Here is a 17,331-nt window from a genome sequence, read left to right on the forward strand (position 1 = left end):
TCGTCAATATTTTGTATGCTATGTGGATGAAGGCATTGTGACAAGCCCTTGTTGTTGTTTAAACGTCAAATGGTGTCTTGTTTGGAGAATTTGTAATGAATAAGGTACTGAACCAACTTTTCAGATATCAAATCAGAGACTTTCTCTGAATAATTTCATTTTAACTTCATCAATATTCAAGATTTGCAAGGAGGTCAATTCATTATTAACGTTAAAACCAAAACTGAAATTACAATCACGCACATATTCAATTGTATTTTCTAAAGGTAAAAATACGAGTTCAATATAATTTTTACCCATGAATAATTGGAACTCTGTATCAAATGCATCCTTAAATCTGCTAGAAAAATCATTCGAATCATCTGCCCAAGATGACACATCAAAAATTGGTAAATATACTTGTGCTAAATCACTAGAAAACAAATTCTTTCCTGTTTGAATCAGCTTATGGCAGCTAAAGCTAACTAACGTAATTGTTGATAATTCACCTGTTTTTAAAAGCCCTATTTCAATCAAAGACGTAGAGCCATTACCCCCTCTCCAATATAAATCTGGGGATTTTTTATTGAAATAAATATCAAAGGGTACGTAACCATCTATTGCGACCGAATGATAGTGATAGGTACTTATATTAATTCTCTTTAACATATGATCACCTTCAATTAAGGTAATTCTTAATCAATGCTCATCCGTAGACGAAGCAGATTCGGCATCATCTTCTTTATAAATAAATTTCGGCATTTCTAAGCCAAAATAAATCGCGATCAAACGTAAAGTAAAACCAAAGACCAACGTAAAAATAACGGTCAGATCATGCGGTAAACCAACCTCTAAGCAGACCCAATAACAGATTACTGCAACAAAAGAGATACTGGCATATAGCTCACGGCGGAATACCAAAGGCACGTCATTACACAGAATATCACGCAGAATACCACCTGATACACCTGTCAAAACCCCTGCAACAGCCGACACAACAAAACCATGTCCCATCGATAAGGCAATTTGGCAACCAATAATGGTAAAGCCAATTAAACCTAAGGCATCAAGTACAAGAAAGATATTACGAAGATGTTGCATCCATTTGGCAATAATAATCGTGACAAATGCAGCACAACACGTCAGAACCAAATACTCAGGATGCTTCACCCAAGTTAAAGGATAATGTCCTAATAAAACATCTCGAACTGAACCACCGCCCAATGCGGTTACACAGGCAATCAGTGTCACACCGAACCAATCCATACTGCGACGACCTGCTGAAAGAGCGCCGGTCATTGCTTCCGCAGTAATGGCAATAATATAAATAACGGTGAGCAACATCTGCCTACATCCTTCAATCAGGCATAAAAGTGTGCGCTATTTTAAGACAAACTTAGATGAATTGTGCACAACATTGCTTAAATTTTTTCCCCGAACCACAAATACAGGGCTGTTTCATCGTAACTTGCATATTTAAAGTCGGATCAAGAAAATACCACTGCTGTTGATGCAAGACAAAATGTGAAATTTCATGATGAATATGCTGTTGTTTTCCATCCTGATTTTTATCACAGTAATGGGCTTTAAACTCCACTAAAGCATGGGTTTTATCCACCTTTGGTTGGTGTTGTATCACTTCTAATTTAAGCCAATCATTTGACTGACTCCAATCCAAAATCGCCTCTCGATCTAAAGCTGTTTGCTGCCCCAAAGCTGTGGTTTGCAAAATATAATCTATTTGCTGCAACGCAAAAGCACTATAGCGAGAACGCATCAGTTGTTCAGCCGTATTGGCAATTTTTAGTCTTAAATGTAAAGGCTGGCAACAGTTAGCATATTGCCCTTGCCCACATGGGCAATCTTGTAGTAATGACATTTCAAAATCTCAAATGAAAATCCCTGAGAAAAGCTAAATTGCAGATTACTCTTACACTTTAGACTCTACTCAGGGATAAATAATTTAGCGAGGCTTAATTACTTTTTTCAGGCTGATCTTTGTGAATGATACGGACTTTTTCAATTTTATGACCATCCATTGTCACCACTTCAAAGTCGTAACCATCTGCTTCAACCATTTCACCATTTTCAGGTAAACGACCTAAATGGAATAAGATATAACCTGATAAAGTTGAATACTCTTCACTTTCATCTACCAAGTCTTTACCCAAAAGTAATGAGACATGACGAATGTCAGTTGAGCCATCTAACAGCATAGAGCCATCTTCTAGACTCGCTGCCGCAGCTTCAAGCTCATCTTCATCTGGGAACTCACCCGCGATCGCTTCAAGAACATCAATCGGTGTCGCAATACCTTCAATTGAACCATATTCATTCAGTACAATTGCCATCTGTAATGGTGCTTGACGCAATTGTTCCATCACCATCAAGACTTGCGCATTTTCATGCACAATGACTGGCTCACGTAGGTGTTTGCTGAAATCAATTGACCCAGTTTCAATGTATTCATTGAGTACTTTATGAGTTAATACAATACCTTCAATGTTATCTAACTCACCACGAGCAATAATCAAACGCGAATGAGTCATTGCCATTAAGCGTTGTTTTAACTCAGCTGGATTAGCATCTAAATCAAGCCATTCCAATTCTGGACGTGGAGTCATCACCGACTTTACAGGTCGTTCAGATAATCCTAAAACCCCTTGTACGAGTACACTGTGGTAAACACCATTGTCTTCATCAAAGACTTCTTTGGCATAGGCTTGAGTTGCGAGAACATCTCCCGCTTCTTTATTTTGCCCTTCTGAATTGCCATTACCTTTGTTTCCAAGCATACGTAATACTGCTGATGCGGTGCGGTAACGCAGATCTGTCGTCGTGACTAATTTCTCTTGATTACGACGCATGGTTTGGTTGACCATTTCGACTAATACAGAGAAACCAATCGCAGCGTATAAGTAGCCTTTCGGAATATGGAAACCAAAACCTTCAACCACCAATGAGAAACCAATCATCATCAAGAAGCCAAGACAGAGAATGACCACTGTTGGATGCTTATTGACGAAGTCCATGAGAGGTTTTGCTGCCAACAGCATAATACCTACAGCAATAATCATTGCGAGCATCATTACGCTTTGGTGCTTCACCATACCAACCGCAGTAATCACACTATCTAAAGAGAAGACTGCATCCAAAACGACAATCTGAACAATAACCATCCAGAAAGTCGCATGTACAGGATTTTCTTCTTTATGCGTTTGATGACCCTCGATTCGCTCATGAAGCTCCATGGTTCCCTTAAATAATAAGAACACACCACCGAATAATAGAATCAGGTCTCGTCCAGAGAAAGCATGATCGAACACATAAAATAATGGTTCAGTCAGTGTTACCACCCATGCGATGGCAGCGAGTAATCCCAAACGCATTAATAAAGCGAGAATCAAGCCGACTCTACGAGCAGTATCACGTTGTTCTGGAGGGAGTTTTTCAGCTAAAATTGCAATAAAAACAAGGTTATCAATACCCAGTACAATTTCTAGTACCACTAACGTTGCTAAACCTACCCATGCAGAAGGGTCAGACATCCATTCGAACATCATTAAAATGACTCCTCTGCAAAATCAGCAATATGGTTATTAAATTGAACATTTAAAAGATCGGCACAAACAGCCAAAACATTTTTTTTAGAAAATAAGATCAAAGCGGAGCGACAACAACCACTACTCATAGAGGGACATAAATTAATAAAAGGATTTTCAGTATAGGCAAGATTTCATCGAAATTCATCTATTTTATGTGGATGATGTTTTCAAATTTTTTCTAAAGTTTGTAAAAGCACATTGTATGTAAAGTGTGCATTAAACTGTCATAAAAGTCATTTAGCCTAGACAAGCACAATGAAAATGATAAGGTGAAAAATAAACGAAATGAATAGTGTATTAAGAATGACTGAAAACAAGACCTCTTCTCTCCCGAAAACAACTCAATCTCTTATTGCTTTATATTGCGGTTCTCGTACGGGTAATAAACCCATTTATCGTGAGAAAGCCATTGAGTTAGCACAACATATTGCCAATCAAGGTTTCGGAATCGTCTATGGCGGTGCCAGTATTGGTTTAATGGGACAAGTTGCAGATACCGTATTGGAACATAGCGGTGAAGTTGTCGGTGTGATTCCTGAATTTATGTTGGATTATGAAATTGCGCACAATAAATTAACGGAGTTGCATGTCGTCCAAACTATGCATGAGCGTAAAGCATTAATGGCTGAACGTGCTAGCGCATTTATCGCGCTACCTGGTGGTCTCGGTACTTTTGAAGAAATTTTGGAAATTGCGACATGGGGACAGCTTAATCAGCATCAAAAACCGATGATCATTTACAACGTCAATCATTTTTATGATGCATTGATTGCGCAATTGGATCATGCAGTGGAGGAGGGTTTTATACCGCCACAGCATCGTGCCAAAGTGATCGTTTGTGAAAATCCTGAACAAATTTCTAATGTCATCAAAAACCTCAATGCTCCTGTACATATTGAAATTTAAAAATTTAGATTAGAAAAAAAGCGGATCAAGTTGATCCGCTTTTTCTTGCTCTGTTATTGCACGTTTATTTGATAAACTGCTGTAGAACCACTGACTTCATTACCCACCACGAGTAGTGGCTTCGCATTAGGTGAATCTTTTGCTGAGATAAAGGTTAAACCTTCAGGCCCTAAATCGCCCTGTTTTTTCGGATCTGTTTCAACAAAATTACGCGTTGTGAAATATTCAATAAACTTTGGTTTATTCGCGGTTGTTATGTCATAAACCATGATACCGCTCATACGCTCTAAACCAATAAATACAAAGGTTTTCTTGCCGATTGTTCCAACAATGATCCCTTCAGGTTCAGGACCTTTATTATCACTGCGATCATCTAGAGCAATACCTTCGTGGTCACTATTAAAATAGTTTGGAAATAATTCAGCAATTTTCTTTTCGAACTCGCTGCCAGAGTCCCAAACCAGTTGACCTTGCGTATTCCAAATACTAAATGAACGTGCGCCATAGGCATACAATTTATCGTAAGTTAAACGTCCATTTGCATCGAGTTTTGCTGAACCATCTGCATTGGTTTGATATCCCATATTCCAAGCGATATTTAAACGACCTAGATTTGCATCTTTACGGCAATCACCTGCTTCTGTTGTGGTCGCCCCACAATATGCAAATGTAACTGGATTAAGCTTCGCACCTTTCACGCCGTTTGCAATCTTTTGTAAATGAGCAGGATAATCCCCATCCGTATTGAAGCCTTTGTTATTAAATAAATGCTTCATACGAATATTTTCGACATAACCTTTACTTATATCCCCAGCAAAATAAGCATCTTCATCTTTTAACCATTCACGACTATCACCCTCATTGGCAGTCACTAAATAGGTTTGACCATTGGACTGGTAATTAGCAATCGAATCGGGTTGATACATGCCGACCAAACCAGCCCAGTTTTTGATGTCTATTTTGCTATCTCGATCACTCACATCCAGCTCATTACCGATTAAGCCATGATCTTTATAACCTAATGGATAAATATCAGTGACTTTCTGCTGAGCAATATCAATTCTTGCAATTGCATTATTTTCTTGCAGTGTCACCCATGCCGTTTTGCTGTCTCCTGAAATAGTGATGTATTCGGGTTCTAAGTCTTGAGCAACCGTAGCATTTGGTCCAAAAATACGTACACCTTTTGCAATTAAATCTGCTTTTTGAGCATTCCATGCTTTAAAGTCAGCCGTGCTTACTTTCGGCTGTTGAATATTACTAATATCAATAATGCTGATTGAACCTTCAGGATCAATTGAATAGTCATCATTCGGTTCAGCTTCATTGGCTACTAAAATATTTTTCCCATCAGGACTAAAGCTCAACATATCGGGTAACGAACCAACCTTCACTTGACTAATAAAGCTTAAGTCCTTGGCATTAAACAAAACAACAATACCTGTGTCTGTCTTATTTTGTGCTTGAACTGCAAGTGCAACAATGCCATTTTTTACCGCGACACTATTTACTTCAGAATTAGCTAAATATGTCCGTGCTGATAACTCAGCAATATGTACAGGTTTCTCAGGCTTACTCGCATCTAAAACATCAACTAAGCCTTTTTGTGCATTCACAACAAATAAACGTTTGCTTGCCGCATCATAAGCAGGAATCTCTGCTGCGCTTTGGGCAAAAATATTTGTTTCGTAACGTCCCAATAAACTTAACTTAATACTTTCAGGTGTAGGTTCAACCACTTCGACTGGATTAGCTTGTGTATTATTATCATCATTACAAGCAACAAGCCCCACCGACAGTAACGCTGTCAATAAAACAGAAATCTTAAATTTCATGATCAAATTCCATACATTTATTTTGTAAGGCTAATCTAGTATTTTGAGATTCAAATTCGATGACACTTTGATGTCAGTTCGATGACGTCTCTTTGACAATTTTTGTCTTTATTTCAAACACAGTTGCATTAAACTTAAATGGAGCTATAACAACTTAAATAGTGAATTTAACAATGAAATATAATACTGGAGAGTTGGTAGAACTGAGTGACCATGTTGAATTAAGTGGTAATATGACTGGAGTTATTGTTGTAATTATAGAAGACTCTAAATATTCAAAATCGCACCCAAAAGAAGAATGGGGTTATTTAGAGTGTGGAATATTAGTTTTATCAGATCAAGCTGGATTAATTCACTATCCTCATCTTCCAAAGGAAATAAAATTAATAAATAAAGATAATATATGACCACCACCACCCACCAAACTGTACAACCTGAATATCGCTTGTTGGTGCTTTTGGTTTCGATTGGCTTTTTTATGCAAGCCTTAGATACCACTATCGTCAATACTGCGATTCCAGCGATGGCGGTTCAACTTAATGAAAATCCGCTGCAAATGCATGGCGTTATTGTCGCTTATGTATTATCTGTTGCAGCCTGTATTCCATTAAGTGGTTGGCTTGCTGATCGTTTTGGTATTCGCAATATTTATCTCAGTTCGATGGTCATTTTCAGTTTAGCTTCATTGGGCTGTGGCTTATCTCAAAATTTAGAACAGTTATTATTTTTCCGCGTCATTCAAGGGATTGGTGGTGCGCTGCTCATGCCTGTTGGACGTTTGGCATTACTCAAACTCATTCCCCGCTCTCAGTTCCTCTCTGCCATGAGTTTGATGAGCTTAGCTGGTTTGATTGGTCCACTCATGGGTCCGACATTGGGTGGTTGGCTTGTAGAAGTCACCACATGGCATTGGATTTTTCTGATTAACATTCCGATGGGAATCTTAGGCATGATCATGACTTTCAAAGTCATGCCAAATCAAAAAGAACCAACCGTCAAAACCTTTGACTTGAGTGGTTTTGTTCTGCTCATGATTGCGATGATTGGGCTTTCTTTAGGGATTGAAAATATTGCAGCATCCCAATATTCAGGTTTTGTCAGTATCGTTTTATTGATTGCTGGAGCGATTGCTACAATTGCGTATGCTTATCATGCGCATACCCATCAAAATGCTTTGTTTCATGGACGTTTATTTCGCTATAAGATTTTTTCGATTGGGGTATTAGGAAATTTCTTTGCTCGACTTGGCAGCAATGCAATTCCTTTTATCCTACCGCTGATGCTGCAAGTGGCTTTTGGATTCGAGCCGTTCATTACAGGTTTAATGATGATCCCAATGGTTCTTGGTTCATTATTCTCTAAACCAATGATTCGTCCGCTGATTCAACGCGTCGGCTATCGACGCTTTCTCCTGACGAACACAATCTTAGTCGGTTTGTGTATTGCCAGTTTCTCATTAATGACCGTGGCTACGCCATTATGGTTAAAAGTACTGCATTTATTTATATTTGGAACGCTCAACTCATTGCAATTTGTTGGCATGAATACCCTCACCCTTAAAGATTTACCACAGCATGATGCGAGTAGTGGTAATAGTTTCTTATCAATGATTATGATGCTTTCAATGAGTATCGGGGTTGCTTTGGCAGGCACACTGATCAATCTATATGGTCAGCATTTTTCAACCGCATCCATCACCACTGCATTTCATGCCACATTAATTACTTTAGGCTGTATTAATATCATTACTGCTGCGGTTTTTTGGCAAATACCCAAAGAAACGATCGATTAATTTAAGACTAAGCTATTAAATAAGAATAAGGATTTCGAGATGATAATCCCAAAATATTGGGCTGAAGCCAAAACCAAAACTAAATTTGAAGCTCGTCAATATACGATTAAACGCTTTGGTTGGTCTGATATAAGTCTAGAAGCTGCTCAACAGCATGCTGAGCAACGTGTCCTTGAAGCGATCGAACAACTTAAAATTGATCAAAACATTCGACGTATCGACCATAAAGTTGCTTATAACGGCGCAGAGGGTTTACCCATTCGAGAGGAAATCATTAGCCGATACGATGATATGATTATTACACGTAATAGCTATGGTGCCTTATGTCTAAACACACCTGATGTATTATTTGCTGATATTGATTTTGTGACGCAACCTCATTCCAACTTATATCTAATCGCTTTCTTTGTATTGCTGGCTTGCAGCGGTTTTGGCGCATTCTATTTTTCTTCTTGGTTTATCTTTGGCATTGGATTTGTCCTTTCGCTTTTGCTCACAAGCACGATTGCAAAACGGATATTTAAATTCCAACAGAAACGTAAAGGCACACCTGAACAACTCGCTTTAGAGAAAATTAGAACATTCTCAATCCATTATCCAACATGGCATTTACGTGTTTATCGCACTCCGAATGGTTATAGGATTTTGGTTATGCATCAAATCTTTGAACCTCGAGGTGAGCAAGTTCAATTATTTTTTAAAGCGATTTATGCTGATCCTTATTATGACCTGATGTGCCAAAATCAAAATTGCTTTCGTGCCCGAATCAGCCCTAAACCTTGGCGAATAGGTGTAGAGCGTTTAAGACAAGGTATATGGCCCGTACCAAACGAGCGCATAGCTCTCAGAGAAAATTGGGTTCGTGAATATCAGCGACAGGCTGAAGATTATGCATCGTGTAGATTTGTGGAACAATTTGGTAGTCAGATGGTTCATCCCAAAGCAAAACGAGTACAATCTATCCATGATCAGTATTGTAAATCCGACTCTCATTTAGATATCGCGTAATCTCTGACAACATGGCAAAAAAATCGACAAAATACTTACTTTCTCAATATTATCCAACCTTTACCAGCATTGGCTTAGCGCTCATGCTAGGTCTCGTCAGTTATTTCGGCTTGTTCTATCAACAGAAAGCTTCTGCACAAGATTATTCCATTCGTGGTTTTGATGTTTCACATCATCAAGGTGAGATTAACTGGAAAAAAATCTCTCCGATGCAATATCAGTTTGTCTACCTCAAAGCCACTGAAGGCGGAGATTTTAAAGATCGTAAATTTCAGGACAACTGGCTAAAAGCTCGCGAACAGGGGTTGCATGTCGGTGCATATCATTTCTATCGTCTATGTCGTGACGGTAAAGTCCAAGCTGAGAATTTTATTGCAACCGTGCCCAAAAAAGCAGATGCGTTGCCACCCGTGATTGACTTGGAATACGACAGTAATTGTATTAATACCTATACCAAAGAGCAGTTACTCAAAGAAATTCAGGTCATGCATGATCAATTACAACAACATTATGGTAAACAACCGATTTTTTATATTTCTAAGAGCTTTTATCACATCGTCTTGATGGGAAATTTTACCGACACACCACTTTGGGTACGGGATTACGAGGCTAAACCTGAGCTAAAAGATGGACGTAAGTGGCTATTTTGGCAGCACACCCAAACTGGAAAAATAGCAGGTATTTCAAAACCTGTGGATTTAAATGTGTATGCAGATTCACCGAAGCAATGGCGCATCTTTCTAAAAGAACAAGGCATCAGCAATGCCGATTGAGCAACGCAAAATCATTCATATCGATATGGATGCTTTTTATGCCTCAGTTGAGCTGCGTGAGCGACCTGAACTTAAAGATTTACCTGTGGTCATTTCCTCGCATCATCCGCGTGCAGTCATTGCAGCAGCCTCCTACCCAGCCCGCGTTTTTGGCTTACGTTCTGCGATGTCGATGGGACAAGCAAAAAAGCTTTGTCCACAAGTGGTGGTGATTGAACCTCATTTTGAAAAATATCGCGAAGTTTCAGCACAAATTCATCAAATTTTTCAGCAATATACTCCCCTCATCGAACCATTGTCTTTGGATGAAGCCTATTTAGATGTAACTGAAAATCTGAAAAATATTCCGAGTGCAACTGAGGTGGCGGCACAAATTCGCGCAGATATTTTTGCCGTTACAGGACTGACCGCTTCAGCTGGTGTTGCACCTAATAAGTTTTTGGCTAAGATCGCATCTGATTGGAATAAACCGAATGGATTGTTTGTAATCAAACCCCATCACATCCAACATTTTATTCAAGACTTAGCATTGAATAAAATTCCTGGTGTGGGCAAAGTCACGCATGAAAAATTAATTCAATTAAATCTGCATACTCTGGGCGATCTGCAAAAAATCGAAGAAAATATACTCATCCACCATTTCGGCAAATACGGCAAACAACTGTATTTGTATGCGCAAGGCATTGATCATCGTCCAGTAAAAGCAGAGCGTGAGCGACAACAAATCTCGAAGGAAATTACCTTTGATGATGACTACACCTTGATCCAATGTAATCATGCTTGGCAACCTTTAGCCGAACAGGTTTGGCGCAGCTTAGAACGAAAGCAACTGACTGCTCGTGGGGTTAACATCAAACTCAAACTCAAAAATTTTCAAACGCTACAACATAGTAAAAGTTTTAAACTCCCTCTTGGCTCTCAGCAAGATTTAGAGCAAGTAGTTTTGCGGTTGCTCGCAGAAATGCATATTGATTCGAGTTTTCAATTTCGCTTGGTGGGTGTTGGCGTCTATCAATTACAGAGCAAACAAGAAGAATCACAACTTTCCTTATGGTAACGTTGCTTTTTTAGGCAAAAGCACAATCCTTGTTCAAATTTATGTTTGCTTTTTATGCAGTTTTCAGTACTCTAAGCAACGCAGTGACATTATCCATGTTACTTGCTCTTGCTAAAGAAATCCTCGCTTTTAGCATTTGCTCCTGTGGTTGGCGTGACGATCAAATCCGAATATTACAGGGCACTTCAAGTGTCCTTTGTTTTATTAAATAATTATAAAAATGAGTATTCCTACTTTTCTGTACCGTATCTTCCGCTAAACTACTTCAATAAAATTAGAAAATATTGATTAGTTAATCATGATGAATCAAAAACAAATTCTCTGTGTTGAAGATGAAGCTGCGATTATTCTTCCGCTACGTTATGCGCTTGAGCGCGAAGGCTGGAGTGTAAGCTGGGCAAATACAGGTGCTCAGGCATTACAATTTCTTTCGGAACAAGCTTTTGATTTTATTATTTTAGATGTCGGTTTACCTGATCTAAATGGTTTTGAAGTCTGCAAACAGCTACGCCAAAAATATCAAACACCTTTATTATTCCTCACCGCACGTGATGATGAAATTGATCGGGTTGTTGGTTTAGAAATCGGCGCTGATGATTATTGTACAAAACCTTTTAGCGCTCGAGAAATTGTGGCACGAATCAAAGCCATTTGGCGCAGAATGGAAATACAGGCGCAAAATATCTCATCACAAACATCAATTAGCAAAGTAGAAATACCCCTACAATCTGCAACATGGACGTGCAATCCACAATCGCTACAGATTCAATATCATGGGCAAATACTGCAACTGACACGCTATGAATATCGTTTGTTATTTTTACTTATTCAGCATCCTGAACAAGTCTTTAGCAGACAACAACTGATGGATCATATTTGGGAACATCCTGAGCATAGCCTAGAACGTACAGTCGATACACATATTAAAAGTTTAAGACAAAAGCTTAAACAAATTACCCCTGATGATCCAATTCGGACTCATCGAGGGTTTGGGTATAGTTTAATTCAAGGTTAATTAAATACTACAATCCTGCTTCGTCATTTTAATATCAGTAATAGGGGTATAATCTGAATAATAAACTTTAAAATTAAACTGTGCACCTTTATCTAGTCTTTCTTTCATTGGTATATCTTTACAAACATTTTGAATAAGTTGCGGTACCCCACTAATTTCCCATTGCTCTTTGGAAAAATCATTTGCTGTAAAATGAATAAATCGAAAAACAAACATCAGCTCTTTATCTTGAGCAGTAATTTTTTCTAAATTCGTTTCTCTATCAACCTGCATTGGAAGATTTTTCTGCATGACATTCGCATATAAAGATAATTGAAGAGCCAAATCATCTTTGATCCCTTCTCTACATAAGTTTTCTTGTGGTATTGTCAAATATTCTTCTGTGATATAAAGCTTTTTATCTGCCTTTTTAGTTACTACCATATTATAGTCATTATCAGTATAGCATTTTTCATTACTATACCTTGATGCATTTATTTTTGTCGAGTTATGACCTCTAACTACTTTTACATTACTAAATTTTATTTGAGACCCTATTTTTTTAATTATTTCCATATTTTCTAAATAGAATTCTTTTGCTTTCTTACCTGACATACTCATCGAACGTTCGATACCATCAGATGAAATTCCCTTAATGGTAATCTTTGCATCATCGGCATACATGTCCATTTCTTTAGCATCATTCAAATTAGCAAGTTCTTCATACCTTTTTAAGAATTCCATATATTCTTGGTCTGGATGAATCGCAAAACAGCTTGACGCGCAAAACAAACTAAAAATTAAAATTATTTTATTCAAAGTTAATTCCTTAAATTTATCATTTTTTAAAAGGTACTATGTTGAATGTTAATATTCTCTAGCTCATTTTTCAATTTACCTGAACTATTTATTTCGATTAGTATTAAACTCAAGCACAACAATTAAAAAAATTTTTGATATGTCCATCTTTATCCGCATTTGGTTTTTCTTTAGCTTAGTGGTTGTGCTGAGCCTGAGCTTTATTGCCTACACGTTGAATCAACAGGTTAAACCAAATGTACGTCAAGTGGTCGAAGATACTCTCGCCGAGAATGCCAATATTATTGCCCAACTGATTGCAGAAGATGTGGCACAACAAAAAGTCAGTACACCTGAATTTGATCAAAAAATTCAAGCAGCATTATCACGCCAACTCAATGCCACAATTTGGCAGCATCAAAAAGATGAAATTAACCAACAACTGTATATTACAAATCAACACGGCATCGTCATCTACGATTCAGAAGGACAAGCCGTGGGGCAAGATTATTCCAAATGGAATGATGTTTATTTGACGCTGCAAGGCAAATACGGCGCACGTTCTACTGCAACTAATCCTTATGATCGAAACAGTAGCGTGATGCATATTGCCGCACCCATTATCTACAAACAACAATTACTTGGTGTAGTCAGTATCGGTAAACCAAATCAATCCGTACAGCCTTATATCACTCGCGCAGAACGTCAACTAATTCACCAGGCGCTATGGATTGCTGCATTAAGTTTATTACTTGCAAGCATGGTGGCATATTGGTTAAGACACAGTATTGATAAAGTACGTCGTTATGCTCAAGCGCTAGCACCCGTCAATCAAGCTCCATTTTTCTATTCCGCCAAAGAGCTCAACCAAGTAACTCAAGCACTCAGCGACATGCGGGAAAAACTGGAAGACCGTGCTTATGTCGAGAATTATGTAAACACTTTAACCCACGAGTTAAAAAGCCCACTCACGGCAATTCAAGCCAGTGCAGAACTATTACAAGATGATCTGCCATTAGCAGATCAACAACAATTTGCAGCGCATATTGTTGAGCAAAGTAATCGCTTACAATCTTTAATCGAACGCATGCTATTGCTCACACGCCTAGAGAAGAATCAGCATACTTTAGAGTTTCAAAATATTGATTTATCAAAATTGATTCGGGATTGCGTGATACAACAACAGAGTGCTCTCCAAATTAAACAGATTCAAATAGAGCTAAATCTTCCTGAAGATTGCTCAATTTATGCTGATCCCTTTTGGCTTAAACAAGCAATCAATAATGTCTTAGATAACGCAAGAGACTTTTGCCCTGAACAAGGTGTACTCGCCATTCAACTCAGGGAAAATACCGTCACTCATGGTATTGAAATTCTATTATTCAATGAGGGGGAAGCCATTCCTGAATACGCTTTAAATCGTGTCTTTGAAACCTATTTTTCATTACCTCGCCCGCATAATCAGCAACGAAGTACAGGTATTGGTCTGAGTATCGTGCAGCAGATTATCCAACAGCATCAAGGTCACGTCAGCATTCAAAATATCCCTGAAAATGATTTAGATTTTTTAGAGCAACACAAATCAGGGGTACTGGTAAAAATTATACTTCATCGAAACTTCACATAAGCTTCAATTGCAACTCATTTAGAACGCATATCGATTCGAGATACTTGTCATAACACAATGACAATGGAATCCACCATGCGCAGAAACTTTATTAATCTAAAAATAGGAGCGATTTTGTTCCTGATTTTGATTTTTTATATTGGTCTTTTTTTCATCTCAAACTTAGTAGATGAACGCCAAAGCTATCAACAACAAGTGATTCAGGACATCGCAAAAGAACAAATTCGCCCACAACAAGTGATTGCACCGTATTTAAAACTTCCCTATCAAATTCAAACTACATGTACCGATGAAAAAAAGAAAACTTACGATTGCACGCAAACGGCATTTATTAGCTTAGGTGCAGAAACAACAGACTGGACAGCTCAATTTAAAGTTTCAGACAATACCTACAAACGTAGTATGTATAAAGCGATTAGTTATCAAAATCACATGCAAGGAAAAGGCGTATTTAAAGGCGCTACGATTGAACCACAACACAACTATCTTTGGGATCAAGCTGAAATCATTTTTCCTATCCAAGATGCTCGCGGTCTAAACGCCAAGCCAACCTTTAATATTGATGGAAAAAATTATAAATTTGACTTTTCTGAGCAAAGCCAAGGACAGCATAGCTTTGATTTGATGCATATCACAGCAAAACAATATCCTGAACTGATCCAAAAATTCCAACAAGGTTTTAGCTTTAGCCTACAATTTGATCTAGAAGGTTTAAGCGAATTTGCCTTTATCCCAACCAGTTACGAAATGACCTACCAAGCTAAAGGCAATTGGGGTGATGTGAAATACGATGGTCAAAGTTTACCGTTTAAGAAACTCAGCAAAAGACAACTTTTTGAAGCAGACTGGAAAAATATTGCTTTAGGTAAACGTAACCTTGATCGACTCTCAACCTGTGAAAATAGTCAATGTTTTTACCAAGCTTTAAATACTCAAAGCAATCTGATCAGTGATGTTGAAGCGACTTATGCTGTTTCAAACGCATCCTCAAACAACATTTCTGGTATTTCGACTCAATTTTTAGAACCCGTCAATATTTATACCCAAACTGATCGTGCTATCAAATATGGCATTATGGTAATCATTATTATCTTTGGTTGCTTCTTTTTATTTGAGGTTTTGAAGAATCTTAAAATTCATCCTGTTCAGTATGCTCTAGTTGCGATGGCACAAGGCGTGTTCTTTGTTTTACTCCTATCCATCAGTGAATATTACGCTTTTTCCCTCGCCTATCTGATTGCGGCAGTTGCATGTATTGGCTTGATTACGTGGTATTTATACTTTGTCGTTCAAGGTTTTAAAGCCGCCATACTCTTCGGTGTTTTACTCAGTGCTTTATACGGCATGATGTATCTATTACTACAATCTAGCGGAAAAACTTTCTTATTTGGCTCCATTTTGTCTTTTATTCTAATCGCATGCGTCATGTACATCACACGCCATGTCAATTGGTATCAATCCGAACAACAAAACATATAAACGAATCGGGCAAGGTCATATCTTGCCCAGTTTTAACGATGATGATAAGGAATAACACCATGTATCACACGACTACTTCAGCTTTGAGCCAACTCAAACAACTGTGTCCGAACCAAAGTTCAATTGCAGTTTGCTTAAATCAACTTCGACAAGCCAAAATTCAATTTCTGAATCTAGGCAATATTATTATTTGCCCACAATCCCGCTCTATTTTGATTTTCAAACAACGTAAATTAATGGAAATAGAAACTTTTCAGCCTAATTAAAACAAATTTACACTGCATCAGAATCGTATCAAGTACAATCTTTTCTATCGTTTTTTAAATCAGGTAAAAGCTTATGTCTGTGCAGCGTTTGCATGTCACCTCACGTTACTGCGAAGTCTCAATTTCTGGAAATTTGGTTCATTTAGCAGGTCAATTAGCAGATGATACCAGTGTAGATGTGACCGCTCAGACACAGCAAACATTAGATAATATTGATCGTTTACTTGCAGAAGCAGGTACAGATAAAACCCATATATTATCTGTACTTATTTTTTTGAAAGATATCGAGAAAGATTATGCAGCAATGAATGCGGTATGGGATGCTTGGATTGCTGAAGGTCATCCCCCAGCACGTACCTGCGTAGAATCTAAACTTTATACACCTGATGTTTTAGTCGAAATGACCGTTACCGCAGTTCGCCCAGATTAAGTAGACTTCACCGCAAGAATATTATTGTATTTCATCATACGATCTGTCTGTGGCATGGTCGTGTGAGACGCAGCAGTAGCGATATTCGGTTCAAATAAATCAGGAACTAAATCCACTCTTAACTCATGTTCAGTTGGAATGCTGCTATATCTCAACACGCGATAACCTGCCAACTCCAATAAGCTATCTTGATAATGTTTTTGATGCAGACGATTCACATACGATTCATCTGCAATTTCAATAATCGCGAGCACTTGATGTTGCTGATCAAGTACAACAAAATCAGCAACTAAACCTTGGTACTTTTTGCGGGTATGAACAAATTTAGTAGTCAACAACGCGTCAAAAGAAACATGTGCCAAAATTGTGTGGCGTGGTAACACAGCCTGTAAACGCATCAAGGTAATTTGCTCAGAGATATTGAGAATACCTCGGCGTTTTAATGGACTGTCTTGACGTTGGTTTTGATGTAAACGCCGTAATGCAAGCGCTGCAATCAGCAGTAGTCCTACTATTGTTATAAAATAATACATTTCTAACGAATCCCTTTAGATTTTTTATAATCGTTTGGCTTCAAGCCATTTTTTTAATCAACACTTCTAATCAACAACGAGCGATAGCAAAGTAATTTTAGCAGTTCAAACTTAAATTTTTTAATGGTATTTAACAAGTAGACCAAAGTCATAAAAGCCCTCTGCCCTTTATTTATAATCATTACAGGCTCAAGATTCAAGTCGTTATTGTCAGTATATGTTTCTATAACTTATAGTTTTATGAGTAAA

General features: G+C 37.9%; 18 protein-coding genes. 11 read left to right on the forward strand and 7 right to left on the reverse strand.

All coding sequences use genetic code 11. The features are described 5' to 3' along the window. Positions 1-132: 132 nt before the first annotated feature. From NGC85_RS15725 to NGC85_RS15740, 4 genes are all read right to left on the reverse strand, one after another. A complete protein-coding gene (locus tag NGC85_RS15725) occupies positions 133-648 on the reverse strand; it encodes a hypothetical protein (protein WP_254732279.1) in 516 nt (171 codons plus the stop codon). A gap of 30 nt (positions 649-678) precedes the next feature. After that, positions 679-1,323 (reverse strand): trimeric intracellular cation channel family protein, encoded by a 645-nt coding sequence (locus NGC85_RS15730; protein WP_005050789.1) that lies wholly within the window; start codon positions 1,321-1,323, stop codon positions 679-681. 52 nt (positions 1,324-1,375) lie between these two features. Beyond that, entirely contained in the window at positions 1,376-1,858 is a 483-nt protein-coding gene (locus NGC85_RS15735) for a YchJ family protein (RefSeq protein WP_254732280.1), read from the reverse strand. A 94-nt stretch (positions 1,859-1,952) separates the two neighbouring features. Further along, positions 1,953-3,542: a TerC family protein gene (locus NGC85_RS15740; RefSeq protein WP_005060861.1), complete on the reverse strand. Its 1,590-nt coding sequence runs from the start codon at positions 3,540-3,542 to the stop codon at positions 1,953-1,955. Between the two features lie 327 nt (positions 3,543-3,869). Between NGC85_RS15740 and NGC85_RS15745 the strand changes: the two genes are divergently transcribed. After that, the gene (locus NGC85_RS15745; protein WP_254732281.1) at positions 3,870-4,490 is read left to right on the forward strand and encodes a TIGR00730 family Rossman fold protein; all 621 of its coding nucleotides are present in this window, start codon (positions 3,870-3,872) and stop codon (positions 4,488-4,490) included. Positions 4,491-4,543: 53 nt separating this feature from the next. On the opposite strand, the gene NGC85_RS15750 is transcribed toward NGC85_RS15745, so the two are convergent. Continuing rightward, the gene (locus tag NGC85_RS15750; RefSeq protein WP_254732282.1) at positions 4,544-6,325 is read right to left on the reverse strand and encodes a choice-of-anchor I family protein; all 1,782 of its coding nucleotides are present in this window, start codon (positions 6,323-6,325) and stop codon (positions 4,544-4,546) included. A gap of 173 nt (positions 6,326-6,498) precedes the next feature. Between NGC85_RS15750 and NGC85_RS15755 the strand changes: the two genes are divergently transcribed. The 6 genes from NGC85_RS15755 to creB all read left to right on the forward strand — a co-directional run bounded on the left by NGC85_RS15755 (position 6,499) and on the right by creB (position 11,970). Beyond that, positions 6,499-6,732: a hypothetical protein gene (locus tag NGC85_RS15755; RefSeq protein ID WP_254732283.1), complete on the forward strand. Its 234-nt coding sequence runs from the start codon at positions 6,499-6,501 to the stop codon at positions 6,730-6,732. Continuing rightward, positions 6,729-8,117 carry a multidrug transporter subunit MdtD gene (gene mdtD / locus NGC85_RS15760; RefSeq protein WP_254732284.1) on the forward strand — a complete coding sequence of 463 codons (1,389 nt, stop codon included), beginning with the start codon at positions 6,729-6,731 and terminating at the stop codon, positions 8,115-8,117. Before NGC85_RS15755 ends, mdtD begins: the two co-directional genes overlap by 4 nt. Before the next feature lie 39 nt (positions 8,118-8,156). Beyond that, positions 8,157-9,125, forward strand: coding sequence for a hypothetical protein (locus tag NGC85_RS15765; RefSeq protein WP_254732285.1), 969 nt, complete (start codon positions 8,157-8,159; stop codon positions 9,123-9,125). Between the two features lie 11 nt (positions 9,126-9,136). Next, positions 9,137-9,898 carry a glycoside hydrolase family 25 protein gene (locus NGC85_RS15770; protein ID WP_254732286.1) on the forward strand — a complete coding sequence of 254 codons (762 nt, stop codon included), beginning with the start codon at positions 9,137-9,139 and terminating at the stop codon, positions 9,896-9,898. Further along, positions 9,888-10,955, forward strand: coding sequence for a DNA polymerase IV (gene dinB, locus NGC85_RS15775; protein ID WP_254732287.1), 1,068 nt, complete (start codon positions 9,888-9,890; stop codon positions 10,953-10,955). The genes NGC85_RS15770 and dinB overlap by 11 nt, the downstream gene beginning before the upstream one ends. A 298-nt stretch (positions 10,956-11,253) precedes the next feature. Beyond that, entirely contained in the window at positions 11,254-11,970 is a 717-nt protein-coding gene (creB, locus tag NGC85_RS15780) for a two-component system response regulator CreB (RefSeq protein WP_254732288.1), read from the forward strand. Here the strand turns inward: creB and NGC85_RS15785 are convergent, their stop codons facing one another. Further along, complete coding sequence (locus tag NGC85_RS15785; protein WP_199956231.1) at positions 11,971-12,768, reverse strand: hypothetical protein; 798 nt, start codon at positions 12,766-12,768, stop codon at positions 11,971-11,973. It lies immediately after the preceding gene. A 139-nt stretch (positions 12,769-12,907) separates the two neighbouring features. On the opposite strand from NGC85_RS15785, the gene creC reads away from it, so the two are divergent. The 4 genes from creC to NGC85_RS15805 all read left to right on the forward strand — a co-directional run bounded on the left by creC (position 12,908) and on the right by NGC85_RS15805 (position 16,549). Beyond that, positions 12,908-14,374, forward strand: a complete 1,467-nt coding sequence (creC, locus tag NGC85_RS15790; protein WP_302885509.1) for a two-component system sensor histidine kinase CreC — start codon at positions 12,908-12,910, stop codon at positions 14,372-14,374. 75 nt (positions 14,375-14,449) lie between these two features. After that, positions 14,450-15,853 carry a cell envelope integrity protein CreD gene (creD, locus tag NGC85_RS15795; protein ID WP_254732289.1) on the forward strand — a complete coding sequence of 468 codons (1,404 nt, stop codon included), beginning with the start codon at positions 14,450-14,452 and terminating at the stop codon, positions 15,851-15,853. Between the two features lie 59 nt (positions 15,854-15,912). Continuing rightward, entirely contained in the window at positions 15,913-16,119 is a 207-nt protein-coding gene (locus NGC85_RS15800) for a hypothetical protein (RefSeq protein WP_254732290.1), read from the forward strand. A gap of 73 nt (positions 16,120-16,192) precedes the next feature. Continuing rightward, positions 16,193-16,549 carry a RidA family protein gene (locus NGC85_RS15805; RefSeq protein ID WP_254732291.1) on the forward strand — a complete coding sequence of 119 codons (357 nt, stop codon included), beginning with the start codon at positions 16,193-16,195 and terminating at the stop codon, positions 16,547-16,549. On the opposite strand, the gene NGC85_RS15810 is transcribed toward NGC85_RS15805, so the two are convergent. Further along, complete coding sequence (locus NGC85_RS15810) at positions 16,546-17,082, reverse strand: DUF2726 domain-containing protein (RefSeq protein WP_254732292.1); 537 nt, start codon at positions 17,080-17,082, stop codon at positions 16,546-16,548. The genes NGC85_RS15805 and NGC85_RS15810 overlap by 4 nt on opposite strands. Between the last annotated feature and the right edge of the window lie 249 nt (positions 17,083-17,331).

Origin of the sequence: Acinetobacter sp. Z1 (genome assembly GCF_024296945.1) — a bacterium.
Taxonomy (GTDB): Bacteria; Pseudomonadota; Gammaproteobacteria; order Pseudomonadales; family Moraxellaceae; genus Acinetobacter; species Acinetobacter beijerinckii.

Bases quoted from the DNA above. Each gene is read 5' to 3' on its own strand.
- creB (WP_254732288.1), top strand. From the start codon at position 11,254: ATGATGAATCAAAAACAAATTCTCTGTGTTGAAGATGAAGCTGCGATT.
- creC (WP_302885509.1), top strand. From the start codon at position 12,908: ATGTCCATCTTTATCCGCATTTGGTTTTTCTTTAGCTTAGTGGTTGTG.
- NGC85_RS15765 (WP_254732285.1), top strand. From the start codon at position 8,157: ATGATAATCCCAAAATATTGGGCTGAAGCCAAAACCAAAACTAAATTT.
- NGC85_RS15725 (WP_254732279.1), bottom strand. From the start codon at position 648: ATGTTAAAGAGAATTAATATAAGTACCTATCACTATCATTCGGTCGCA.
- NGC85_RS15805 (WP_254732291.1), top strand. From the start codon at position 16,193: ATGTCTGTGCAGCGTTTGCATGTCACCTCACGTTACTGCGAAGTCTCA.
- NGC85_RS15740 (WP_005060861.1), bottom strand. From the start codon at position 3,542: ATGATGTTCGAATGGATGTCTGACCCTTCTGCATGGGTAGGTTTAGCA.
- mdtD (WP_254732284.1), top strand. From the start codon at position 6,729: ATGACCACCACCACCCACCAAACTGTACAACCTGAATATCGCTTGTTG.
- NGC85_RS15810 (WP_254732292.1), bottom strand. From the start codon at position 17,082: ATGTATTATTTTATAACAATAGTAGGACTACTGCTGATTGCAGCGCTT.
- dinB (WP_254732287.1), top strand. From the start codon at position 9,888: ATGCCGATTGAGCAACGCAAAATCATTCATATCGATATGGATGCTTTT.
- NGC85_RS15800 (WP_254732290.1), top strand. From the start codon at position 15,913: ATGTATCACACGACTACTTCAGCTTTGAGCCAACTCAAACAACTGTGT.
- NGC85_RS15730 (WP_005050789.1), bottom strand. From the start codon at position 1,323: ATGTTGCTCACCGTTATTTATATTATTGCCATTACTGCGGAAGCAATG.
- NGC85_RS15755 (WP_254732283.1), top strand. From the start codon at position 6,499: ATGAAATATAATACTGGAGAGTTGGTAGAACTGAGTGACCATGTTGAA.
- NGC85_RS15750 (WP_254732282.1), bottom strand. From the start codon at position 6,325: ATGAAATTTAAGATTTCTGTTTTATTGACAGCGTTACTGTCGGTGGGG.
- NGC85_RS15735 (WP_254732280.1), bottom strand. From the start codon at position 1,858: ATGTCATTACTACAAGATTGCCCATGTGGGCAAGGGCAATATGCTAAC.
- NGC85_RS15745 (WP_254732281.1), top strand. From the start codon at position 3,870: ATGAATAGTGTATTAAGAATGACTGAAAACAAGACCTCTTCTCTCCCG.
- creD (WP_254732289.1), top strand. From the start codon at position 14,450: ATGCGCAGAAACTTTATTAATCTAAAAATAGGAGCGATTTTGTTCCTG.
- NGC85_RS15770 (WP_254732286.1), top strand. From the start codon at position 9,137: ATGGCAAAAAAATCGACAAAATACTTACTTTCTCAATATTATCCAACC.